12 protein-coding genes are annotated in these 9,657 nt (G+C 56.2%); 5 read left to right on the top strand and 7 right to left on the bottom strand.

What is annotated here, in order from left to right:
• Positions 1-195: 195 nt before the first annotated feature.
• Both QVF59_RS19985 and smpB read right to left on the bottom strand, forming a co-directional pair.
• Positions 196-552, bottom strand: a complete 357-nt coding sequence (locus tag QVF59_RS19985; protein ID WP_287882223.1) for a LiaF transmembrane domain-containing protein — start codon at positions 550-552, stop codon at positions 196-198.
• Entirely contained in the window at positions 549-1,004 is a 456-nt protein-coding gene (gene smpB / locus QVF59_RS19980) for an SsrA-binding protein SmpB (protein ID WP_159875297.1), read from the bottom strand. The genes QVF59_RS19985 and smpB overlap by 4 nt, the downstream gene beginning before the upstream one ends.
• Before the next feature lie 179 nt (positions 1,005-1,183).
• Between smpB and QVF59_RS19975 the strand changes: the two genes are divergently transcribed.
• Both QVF59_RS19975 and QVF59_RS19970 read left to right on the top strand, forming a co-directional pair.
• A complete protein-coding gene (locus tag QVF59_RS19975) occupies positions 1,184-1,621 on the top strand; it encodes a type II toxin-antitoxin system RatA family toxin (RefSeq protein ID WP_287882217.1) in 438 nt (145 codons plus the stop codon).
• On the top strand, positions 1,614-1,922 hold the full coding sequence (locus QVF59_RS19970; protein ID WP_159875299.1) for an RnfH family protein: 309 nt from the start codon (positions 1,614-1,616) through the stop codon (positions 1,920-1,922). Before QVF59_RS19975 ends, QVF59_RS19970 begins: the two co-directional genes overlap by 8 nt.
• Before the next feature lie 45 nt (positions 1,923-1,967).
• Here QVF59_RS19970 and QVF59_RS19965 read toward each other — a convergent pair whose 3' ends face one another.
• The 5 genes from QVF59_RS19965 to pyrG form a co-directional block, all read right to left on the bottom strand.
• Positions 1,968-3,758, bottom strand: a complete 1,791-nt coding sequence (locus QVF59_RS19965; RefSeq protein ID WP_287882215.1) for a GGDEF domain-containing protein — start codon at positions 3,756-3,758, stop codon at positions 1,968-1,970.
• A gap of 76 nt (positions 3,759-3,834) precedes the next feature.
• A complete protein-coding gene (gene ftsB, locus QVF59_RS19960) occupies positions 3,835-4,125 on the bottom strand; it encodes a cell division protein FtsB (protein WP_045847413.1) in 291 nt (96 codons plus the stop codon).
• Between the two features lie 9 nt (positions 4,126-4,134).
• A complete protein-coding gene (eno, locus tag QVF59_RS19955; RefSeq protein WP_159875301.1) occupies positions 4,135-5,418 on the bottom strand; it encodes a phosphopyruvate hydratase in 1,284 nt (427 codons plus the stop codon).
• A gap of 111 nt (positions 5,419-5,529) precedes the next feature.
• Entirely contained in the window at positions 5,530-6,381 is an 852-nt protein-coding gene (gene kdsA / locus QVF59_RS19950; RefSeq protein ID WP_287882212.1) for a 3-deoxy-8-phosphooctulonate synthase, read from the bottom strand.
• Between the two features lie 2 nt (positions 6,382-6,383).
• Positions 6,384-8,024, bottom strand: coding sequence for a CTP synthase (pyrG, locus tag QVF59_RS19945; RefSeq protein WP_287882210.1), 1,641 nt, complete (start codon positions 8,022-8,024; stop codon positions 6,384-6,386).
• 268 nt (positions 8,025-8,292) lie between these two features.
• Here pyrG and rpmB point away from each other — a divergent pair, with 268 nt between their 5' ends.
• The 3 genes from rpmB to QVF59_RS19930 all read left to right on the top strand — a co-directional run bounded on the left by rpmB (position 8,293) and on the right by QVF59_RS19930 (position 9,647).
• Entirely contained in the window at positions 8,293-8,526 is a 234-nt protein-coding gene (gene rpmB / locus QVF59_RS19940; protein ID WP_011137003.1) for a 50S ribosomal protein L28, read from the top strand.
• A gap of 34 nt (positions 8,527-8,560) precedes the next feature.
• Complete coding sequence (rpmG, locus tag QVF59_RS19935) at positions 8,561-8,716, top strand: 50S ribosomal protein L33 (RefSeq protein WP_028453358.1); 156 nt, start codon at positions 8,561-8,563, stop codon at positions 8,714-8,716.
• A gap of 217 nt (positions 8,717-8,933) precedes the next feature.
• A complete protein-coding gene (locus QVF59_RS19930) occupies positions 8,934-9,647 on the top strand; it encodes a type 1 glutamine amidotransferase (protein ID WP_287882189.1) in 714 nt (237 codons plus the stop codon).
• The last annotated feature ends 10 nt before the right edge of the window (positions 9,648-9,657 follow it).

The following is a 9,657-nucleotide window of genomic DNA, read 5'->3' as shown; positions in this document are numbered from 1 at the left end:
CGAATGCACGGATTTCTTCAATCGGCATGTCAAACGAATGAAGCTCACAGTAGACGTGAGCTTCGCGTACGCGGCGGGCAATCAACTGGGTAACTTGAGAGCCGAAGTCGAGAATGAGGATCTTGTCCATGCCTGTCCTTGGTAGGTTCCGTTGGCCCGTGGGCCTGTCGTTCAATGAGTAAATGGTTTGCCGTTTCAGCGCAGGTCTTGCTGATCCGGCAGGGAGCGCCAGCGTGCGCTGCGCTCCGGAATTCGGTCGCTACGCGACAGCAACATCAATAGGCCGGCCAGTACCATGCCCAGCGACAACAGATGACTCAAGTGTAGTCCCATATTGTCGCGCAGGTAGATGGCGGCTCCGGCATAAATCAGCAGCGGGCAACTGACCAGGGTGGATTTGTTCAGGCCGTCAAACAGTCCCAGCAGGACACCGGCAATGATCAACAACAGCGCCAGCATGGTGCTGGTGTTGGGCAGCAGGGCGGTGCTTTTGAGAAACCATACCGCGCCCAGGCAAATCAGTGCGATGGGCAGTGCGGCACTTTTCTTCATGCGCCACCTCGCTGGTTTTTCATGAAGCGTTGTTTTTCACGCTGCCATTCGCGGTCTTTTTCCGTGTCGCGCTTGTCGTGCAGCTTCTTGCCTTTGGCCAGGCCTACCTGGGCCTTGATATTGCCTTTGCTGTAATGCAGGTCCAGCGCCATCATGGTGTAGCCGGCACGTTCCACCTTGCCGATGAAGCGGTTCATCTCTGATTGGGACATCAACAGCTTGCGCGGGCGGACCGGGTCCGGCTTGACGTGGGTGGACGCCGATTGCAGGGCGGTGATATGGCAGCCTATCAGCCAGAACGCACCATTTTTCCAGTCGATATAGCTTTCTTTCAGCTGGATGCGTCCGGCACGGATGGCTTTGACCTCCCACCCTTCCAGCACAAGCCCGGCCTCGAGTTCTTCCTCGATGAAATAGTCATGGAAGGCTTTGCGGTTCTGGATGATGCTCATGCGCCTGAGGTTTCCGTGGCTTTGAATGGGAATCGGCTATTCTACCAGAAGCTGCGCCCAGGCCAAAATTCCTGAAAATCAGCGGCTTGTAATTTGCATGCGGGTAGAAGCCGGACAGGCCGGATGGCTTTTGGTAAACTGCCGGGCTTGAACCATTTTGCACAGTGTGCGGTTTTCCCATGCAGCTTGTCGAAAAGAAAGTCCTGGTTGCCCATACCCCGGCACAGATGTTTGCCTTGGTGGAAAAGGTGGAAAATTACCCGCGTTTTCTCCCTTGGTGTGCCAAGGCGGAAGAGCATTCACGTGAGGGCGATCAGCAGGTGGCCAGCCTGCATATCGATTATCTGAAGATCCGCCAGCATTTCACCACGCGCAATACCTTGCGTGATGGAGAGGGCATCCTGATGGAGCTGGTAGAAGGACCTTTCCAGCATTTGCAGGGCTTGTGGCAGTTTACCCCGCTGGGTGATTTCGGCTGTAAGGTGGAGTTCAGCCTGCGCTACGAGTTTTCCAGCAAGTTGCTGGAAAAAGTGATTGGCCCGGTATTTGGTCATATTTCCGGTACGCTGGTAGATGCCTTCATCAAGTACGCCGACAAGGTGTATGGCGATGACTGAACGGATTCATGTCGAGGTAGCCTGTGCTTTGCCCCAGCGCCAGCGCATCATTGCGCTGCAGGTGGATGCAGGGACTACAGCGCAGCAGGCCGTACTGCTGTCCGGCATTCTGGCGCAGTTTTCCATGATTGACTGCAACAGTCTTAAGCTGGGCATCTTTAGCAAGGCGATCAAACCGGAGACGGTATTGCGCGCGGGAGATCGGGTAGAGATCTACCGTCCTTTGCAGGCAGATCCGAAAGCAGTGCGCCGCCAGCGGGCTGAGGCGGGCAAGGGGATGAGCAAGGGTGGTGAGGTATGAAAAAACCGGGGATATCCCCGGTTTTTTATTGTCTGGCGATTGCGTTCAGATCATCCGTTCGGCTTCGGCGGAAACTACGCGGTTCTTGCCGCTGATTTTGGCCTGATACATGGCCTGATCGGCTCGTTCGATGACTTCGATGTCCTGTTCGCCCAGGTGCCATTTGGCAATGCCGGCACTGAAGGTGATTACCAACCTATCGTTATTGGCCAGGAAGAAGGTGCGTGTCAGCTCGCGTTGCAGGCGTTGTACGGTTTCGATGGCTTCATCAACCGGCGTGTCCGGCATCAGCAGCACAAACTCTTCACCGCCAAAGCGTGCCACGATGTCGGCAGGGCGCAGATTGTGCTTGATGACATCCACCAGGTATTTCAGTGCATCGTCGCCGGTCAAGTGGCCGTAACGGTCATTAAGTTGCTTGAAGTTGTCGACGTCGATCAGGGCTACGCTCAGGTCGCTGTTGGTGCGTTCGGCCCGGCTGATTTCACGTTGGAAGTGCTCTGCCAGGCCGCGGCGGTTGTAAGCGCCGGTCAGCTGGTCTTCTTTTACCTTGGCACTGGCGGCTTCCAGCGCGTTTTCCAACTCGGAAATACGCTGTTCGGCGGCTTCCACCTGTTCGCGTGCGGACAGCAGCTCATCGCGGGAGCGAGTCAGATCCAGCTGCATCAGCGAGGTGTCTTCCATCAGGGCACCGATAATGCCGCCAAGTTCTTCCACATTGCTGGTGTTCTTCAGCTTTTCGCTGTGTTTGCTGATCTTGCTGTGAAAATCATCCGTCGTGTCCGTCATCTGTGCCAGACGCGAGATGAAACGGTCAAGCAGGGTGCGCAGCGAGCTGGTGGCTTCATCCAGCGTGCTCTTGAGCATGCCTTGCTTGCGGATGACCTCCTTGAGGCTGGTTTCCAGCTGGTAAACCTGCTGCATGGACAGCGGCTGGTGTGACAGGACTTCCTGTAGCGAGTGCACCTGGCCTACCAGATAGTCATCCGAGCGGTTGATCTCGGCCACATTGTCCAGCAGCAGGCGCAGCAGATTGGTCAGGCCGGATACCAGACGGCCTTCCTGCTGGGTTTGCAGTTCCAGCTTGATCATGAAGCCGCGCAGCTTGGGCATGTAGACATTCAGGCTGGCATCGTCGCAGACCTGCTCGAGTTCGCGGATCAAGGCTTCCAGTGACTCGACCATGTCTGGCATGCTGATAAGACGCGGCTCCAGGCCGTGCTTGAGGGCAAAGGCCAGGGTGCGCTGCCACAGCGGCCAGCTATTGTCCTGGCTAGAGATGGCTGGCGCCGCAGTATTGCCAGGGCCGGCAGATATCGCATCGTCTGCCAAGTCGATGGTTTCCCGCTGGCTGGCGGGGGCGCTCCAGTTGCGCACCAGCGCGGAAAGCTTGAGGTTGAGCTCTTCCGGTTGATTGCCGTAGTTGATCAGCACCCGTTCCAGTGCGGCCTGTTTGTGATGCTGCGGCAGGTCTGGCAGGCGTAAATCCCAGCTGCGGATCAGATTCTGGATCAGGCTGCCCCATGTCTGGGCCAGATTGGTTTCTGTGAGTGCCAGTCGCAGAAAATCGATAGCCAGTTGAGGAAGTTGTTCCCAGCGGGATTCTTCCGTAGCCTGTTTGATGCGCAGCAACAGGGACTTGCTTTGCGGGGATTCTGCCGGAATGGTTTCCAGCGCCCGTAACAGCTGGGTTCCCAGTTTGTTGTCACGCTCGATCGGTGTCTGTGTGAGCTCGTGGTAGACGCGCTCGAAATTTTCCGGCGTTGGCAGCAGTTTGCGCAGACTCAGTTGTTTGAGCGTTTCGCGTGCAACCTCAATCGGATTCTGTGTTGTCATTGACCAAACCCTGGAAGTTTTATAGCCAGCCATAGTTATTCTTAGTTCAGGAGGGCGAGATTGTGGACTGGCTTAGTCAATGTTTTGTCGCAGTCGCCGGATCCAGTAATTGAAAAAATACCTCACCATTGCGGATCATACCAAGTTCGTTACGCGCTCTCTCTTCAATTGCGTCGGTTCCTTGCTTCAGATCACGTACTTCTGCATCCAGGGCTGCATTGCGGGCTATCAGCTTTTGCGTGACGGCCCGCTGTTCCTGCAGTTGCTTGTCCAGCTGCCAGACCCTGAGCCAGCTCCCCTTGCCAAACCACAAGGGCCATTGCAAGGCGATCAGCAGGGTTACCAGAGTCAGGGTCAGCCAGCGCATGGGTTCAGCTTACTTCAGGTGGTAGAAGGCAGCACGGCCCGGGAACCAGGCAGCATCACCCAGTTCTTCTTCGATACGCAGCAGCTGGTTGTACTTGGCCATGCGGTCGGAGCGGGACAGTGAGCCGGTCTTGATCTGCATGCAGTTGGTGGCAACTGCCAGGTCTGCGATGGTGCTGTCTTCGGTTTCGCCGGAACGATGGCTCATGACGCTGGTATAGCTGGAGCGCTTGGCCAGGTCAACCGCTTTCAGGGTTTCCGACAGGGTGCCGATCTGGTTTACCTTCACCAGCAGCGAGTTGCAGATGCCGGCTTCGATGCCCTTGGCCAGGATTTTCGGGTTGGTGACGAATACGTCGTCGCCCACCAGCTGGATGCGTTTGCCCAAGCGGTCGGTCAGGATTTTCCAGCCGTCCCAGTCGTGTTCGCTCATGCCATCTTCGATGGAGATGATCGGATAGTTGTTGACCAGGGTTTCCAGGTAGTCGGCAAACTGCTCGGAAGTCAGTTGCAGGCCTTCAGCGGTCAGGTGGTACTTGCCATCCTTGTAGAACTCGGAGGAGGCGCAGTCCAGTGCCAGCATCACATCCTGGCCAGCAACATAACCGGCAGCGTCGATGGCTTCCAGAATCAGCTTGATGGCGTCTTCGTGGCTGGCCAGGTTGGGGGCAAAGCCGCCTTCGTCACCCACGGTGGTAGCGTAGCCCTTGCTGTCGCACAGCTTTTTCAGGGTGTGGAATACTTCAGCACCACAGCGCAGCGCTTCGCGGAAGGTTTGCGCACCCACCGGCATGATCATGAATTCCTGGATGTCCAGGGTGTTATTGGCGTGTGCACCACCATTGATCACGTTCATCATCGGCAGCGGCAGTGCCATCGGGCCGGCACCACCCAGGTAGCGGTACAGCGGCAGGCCGGCATCTTCGGCAGCAGCGCGGGCTACGGCCATGGATACGGCCAGCATGGCGTTGGCACCCAGACGAGATTTGGTTTCGGTGCCGTCCAGTTCGATCAGGGTCTTGTCGATGAAGGCCTGGTCTGCGGCGTCGAGGCCGATGATGGCTTCGCAGATTTCGGTATTGATGTTTTCAACGGCCTTCAGCACGCCCTTGCCCAGGTAGCGGCTCTTGTCGCCGTCACGCAGTTCCAGCGCTTCCTTTTCGCCGGTGGAGGCACCGCTCGGTACGGCGGCGCGGCCCATCACGCCGGATTCCAGCAGGACATCGGCTTCAACGGTCGGATTGCCGCGGGAGTCGAGAATCTCGCGGGCTACTACGTCAATGATCGAACTCATACTTGTCCCCTTCAATTGCTTTGCTTGGTTAACCGTATCATTGCCGGCCAGCCCTCTTTGAAAGGTGGCTGGCCGCAGAAAACTTGTTACCACAGATAGAGCGAAAACGTATTACAGCGAGTGTTCCGGCCAGGCACTTTGCTTCACAAGGCTGTCCAGCTGTTGCAGTGTGGCCAGCAGCTCTTTCATGCGGCCCAGCGGCCAGGCATTCGGGCCGTCCGACATCGCGCAGGCCGGATTGGGATGGGTTTCCATGAAGATGCCGGCAATACCGGCTGCTACGGCTGCGCGGGCCAGTACCGGCACGAATTCGCGCTGGCCACCGGAGGAGCTACCCTGTCCGCCAGGCAGCTGTACCGAGTGGGTGGCATCGTAAACCACCGGGCAGCCGGTTTCGCGCATGATCATCAGCGAGCGCATGTCGGATACCAGATTGTTGTAGCCGAACGATACGCCGCGTTCGCAGCTCATGAAGCTGTCTTCCGGCAGGCCGGCTTCCTTGGCGGCAGCGCGCGCCTTGTCGATGACATTCTTCATATCACCCGGGGCCAGGAACTGCCCCTTCTTGATGTTCACCGGCTTGCCGCACTGGGCAACGGCACGGATGAAGTCAGTCTGACGGCACAGGAAGGCCGGGGTCTGCAGTACGTCCACCACGCTGGCAACCTGGGCGATTTCACTCTTGGCGTGCACATCGGTCAAGACCGGAACGCCGATCTGGCGTTTCACTTCGTCCAGAATGCGCAGGCCTTCATCAATGCCAAAGCCACGGAAGGAGGTACCGGAGGACCGGTTGGCCTTGTCGTAGCTCGACTTGTAGATGAAGTTGATGCCCAGTTCGCTGGTGATTTCCTTCAGCTGACCGGCAGTATCCAGTGCCATCTGCTCGCTTTCGATGACGCAGGGGCCTGCGATCAGGAACAGGGGCTGGTTCAGGCCGACTTCGAATCCGCACAGTTTCATGCTTATTTCCCTTGCTTTTCAGCCTTGTAGTCGATGGCTGCCTGCACATAGGCCTTGAACAGCGGGTGGCCATCGCGCGGGGTAGAGGTGAACTCCGGGTGGAACTGGCAAGCGAAGAACCAGCGGTGGTCTTTCAGCTCGATGGTTTCCACCAGCTTTTCATGACCGGCGGAGCGGCCGGAAATGGTCAGGCCGGCAGCTTCCAGGCGCTGTACGTAGTAGTTGTTCACTTCGTAACGGTGACGATGGCGCTCGACGATGTCGGTGGAGCCATACACACGTGCTGCCAGCGAGCCTTCCACCAGATCACAGTGCTGACCGCCCAGACGCATGGTGCCGCCCAGGTTGGAGTTTTCGTCACGCTTTTCGATCTTGCCGTCATGGTTGACCCACTCGTCGATCAGGGCAACAACCGGGTAATCGGTATCCAGATCGAACTCGGTGGAGTTGGCACCGGCAAGACCGGCAACATCACGCGCATATTCGATCAGCGCAATCTGCATGCCCAGACAGATACCCATGTAAGGGATATTGTTCTCACGGGCAAACTTCACCGCCTTGATCTTGCCTTCCACACCGCGTTTGCCAAAGCCACCCGGAACCAGGATGGCATCCATGTCCTTCAGCGATTCGGCACCGTCACGCTCGATGTCTTCGGAATCGACGTAGATGATGTTGACGTCGGAGCGGGTGTGGATGCCGGCGTGTTTCAGGGCTTCGGACAGCGACTTGTAGGATTCGGTCAGGTCAACATACTTGCCGACCATGGCGATGTTGACAGTTTGTTCCGGATGCTCGATGGCGTCGATGATGCCCGCCCATACCGACAAGTCTGCCGGCGGGATGTCCAGCTGCATGTGTTCGGTGATGATGTCGTCAATGCCTTGTTCGTGCAGCATCGCCGGGACTTTGTAGATGGAGTCCGAATCGTAGCAGCCGATGACGGCGTTTTCTTCGACATTACAGAACAGGGCGATCTTGCGCTTCTCGTCGGCCGGCAGTTCGCGGTCCATACGGCAGAGCAGGATGTCCGGCTGGATGCCGATTTCACGCAGCTCTTTTACCGAGTGCTGGGTCGGCTTGGTCTTGATTTCGCCTGCGGTGGCAATGAACGGTACGTAGGACAGATGCACGTACATGGTGTTCTTGCGGCCCAGGTTGGAGCGCAGCTGGCGAATGGCTTCCAGGAAGGGCAGGGATTCGATGTCACCCACGGTGCCGCCGATTTCGACGATGGCCACGTCGGCATCGCCCGCGCCTTCATGCACCTTGTGCTTGATTTCGTCGGTGATGTGCGGGATGACCTGCACGGTACCACCCAGGTAGTCGCCACGGCGCTCCTTGGTGATGACGGATTCGTAAACCTGACCAGTGGTGAAATTGTTGCTCTTCTTCATCTTGGATTTGATGAAGCGCTCATAGTGGCCAAGGTCGAGGTCGGTTTCGGCACCGTCTTCCGTCACGAATACTTCACCGTGCTGGAAGGGGCTCATGGTACCCGGGTCGACATTGATGTACGGGTCGAGCTTCAGCATGGTGACTTTCAGCCCGCGCGACTCAAGAATGGCAGCAATGGACGCAGCGGCAATGCCCTTCCCCAGGGAAGACACCACACCGCCGGTTACGAAGATATACTTGGTCATGGAATTACGGCTCTATGGGAATCCGGGATTTTAACCTGAAATCGCTTGGATTTGAACCGCTATGGCACTGCTTGTTGTAACAATGAATGCAACACTTCTGCGGTTGGATATCAGCTTGTGCTCGCCAGTTTGTGGTAATTCCGTTACAATCCGCCCCGACTGTTTCATCTACGAGATCGTGCTTTCCCCGGAAAGTGCGCATCATGCTTGAATCGCTGGCTTTTTTCATGGTATAAAGCCAGCTTTTACCGGTTTTGGGAGTGTTAACATGGCGCGTGTTTGCAAAGTCACCGGCAAACGTCCGATGACCGGGAACAATGTTTCCCACGCCAACAACAAGACGAAACGTCGTTTCCTGCCGAACTTGCAGTACCGCAAGTTCTGGGTAGAAAGCGAAAACCGCTGGGTGCGCCTGCGCGTATCCAACGCTGCACTGCGTACTATCGATAAAGTTGGTATCGATGTAGTGCTGGCTGATCTGCGCGCTCGCGGCGAGATCTAAGCGGTCCTCTAGATAGCGACAGATAGGTAATACAATGCGCGATAAAATCAAGCTTGAATCCACCGCCGGCACTGGCCACTTCTACACTACTACGAAGAACAAGCGCACGATGCCGGAAAAAATGGAGATCAAAAAATTTGATCCCGTTGCCCGTAAACACGTTATCTACAAGGAAACCAAGCTGAAGTAAGCTTGTTTTTCGGTAACGTCGAAGAGCCCTTCTCTGGTGCACGGAGAAGGGTTTTTTATTGCCTGTAGTTTATGTAGTTACGTATCCTCTTCTATATCCATTTCTTTTTTGATCAAATATATTCCGCTACAGGCGGATTATCCTCTATATTTTCCTATTCATTATTTTTGTGATCATTTGTTGTCGATGATTACCGGAACAATGCAGAGGAAGCTACATGAAGCCGATTGTCATCATTCAGCACCTTGCGCTGGATGGTCCTGAATATTTTCTTGATTATCTGAATCAGCATGCCATCCCCTCGTGCATTTTCAGGGTCTATGACGGTGATGTACTACCGGATGACGTCAGCGCCTATGCCGGAGTCGCCAGTTTTGGCGGACCGATGAGTGTGCATGATGTAGCCGATCATGACTGGATTCTGCCTGAAGTCGATTTTCTGCGTGCTGCAGTAGCGGAGGATGTGCCAGTTATCTGTCACTGCCTGGGTGGTCAGTTGCTGGCGCTGGCTTTGGGTGCCCATGTGTACAAGGCGGATATTCCGGAAATAGGCTGGGTCGACCTGCGGGCCAGTTCGGCCGGAGTGGCTGGGGAGTGGTTTGGTGATAGGCATGCCCCACGGGTGTTCCAGTGGCACAGCGATACTTTTGCACTGCCAGAGGGGGCCAGCTTGCTGGCCAGCAGTACCTACTGTTGCAATCAGGCCTATCTCTATGCTGGCAAGCATCTAGGCATGCAGTTTCATTGTGAAGTGAAGGTGGAAATGATTCGTCAGTGGCTGCAAGTGGGTTATCAGGAAATCGATGGCCACGACCTGCCCAGTGTGATGTCGGTCGATGAGATTGCCGCTTCATTGGAGGCGGGCATGGTGCAAAGCCATGCCCAGGCGGATGCCATCTACCAGCGCTGGCTACGCGGGGTGTATGGCTGACTGAGGTCAG

It is taken from the genome of Aquitalea sp. (assembly GCF_030150775.1).
Classification (GTDB): Bacteria; Pseudomonadota; Gammaproteobacteria; order Burkholderiales; family Chromobacteriaceae; genus Aquitalea; species Aquitalea denitrificans.
The sequence above is the reverse complement of the archived record's forward strand: the minus strand, read 5'-3'. Positions and strand labels throughout refer to the sequence as shown.

Bases quoted from the DNA above. Each gene is read 5' to 3' on its own strand.
- ftsB (WP_045847413.1), bottom strand. From the start codon at position 4,125: ATGCGCTGGCTGACCCTGACTCTGGTAACCCTGCTGATCGCCTTGCAA.
- smpB (WP_159875297.1), bottom strand. From the start codon at position 1,004: ATGAGCATCATCCAGAACCGCAAAGCCTTCCATGACTATTTCATCGAG.
- QVF59_RS19985 (WP_287882223.1), bottom strand. From the start codon at position 552: ATGAAGAAAAGTGCCGCACTGCCCATCGCACTGATTTGCCTGGGCGCG.
- QVF59_RS19930 (WP_287882189.1), top strand. From the start codon at position 8,934: ATGAAGCCGATTGTCATCATTCAGCACCTTGCGCTGGATGGTCCTGAA.
- rpmB (WP_011137003.1), top strand. From the start codon at position 8,293: ATGGCGCGTGTTTGCAAAGTCACCGGCAAACGTCCGATGACCGGGAAC.
- rpmG (WP_028453358.1), top strand. From the start codon at position 8,561: ATGCGCGATAAAATCAAGCTTGAATCCACCGCCGGCACTGGCCACTTC.
- kdsA (WP_287882212.1), bottom strand. From the start codon at position 6,381: ATGAAACTGTGCGGATTCGAAGTCGGCCTGAACCAGCCCCTGTTCCTG.
- eno (WP_159875301.1), bottom strand. From the start codon at position 5,418: ATGAGTTCGATCATTGACGTAGTAGCCCGCGAGATTCTCGACTCCCGC.
- QVF59_RS19975 (WP_287882217.1), top strand. From the start codon at position 1,184: ATGCAGCTTGTCGAAAAGAAAGTCCTGGTTGCCCATACCCCGGCACAG.
- QVF59_RS19965 (WP_287882215.1), bottom strand. From the start codon at position 3,758: ATGACAACACAGAATCCGATTGAGGTTGCACGCGAAACGCTCAAACAA.
- pyrG (WP_287882210.1), bottom strand. From the start codon at position 8,024: ATGACCAAGTATATCTTCGTAACCGGCGGTGTGGTGTCTTCCCTGGGG.
- QVF59_RS19970 (WP_159875299.1), top strand. From the start codon at position 1,614: ATGACTGAACGGATTCATGTCGAGGTAGCCTGTGCTTTGCCCCAGCGC.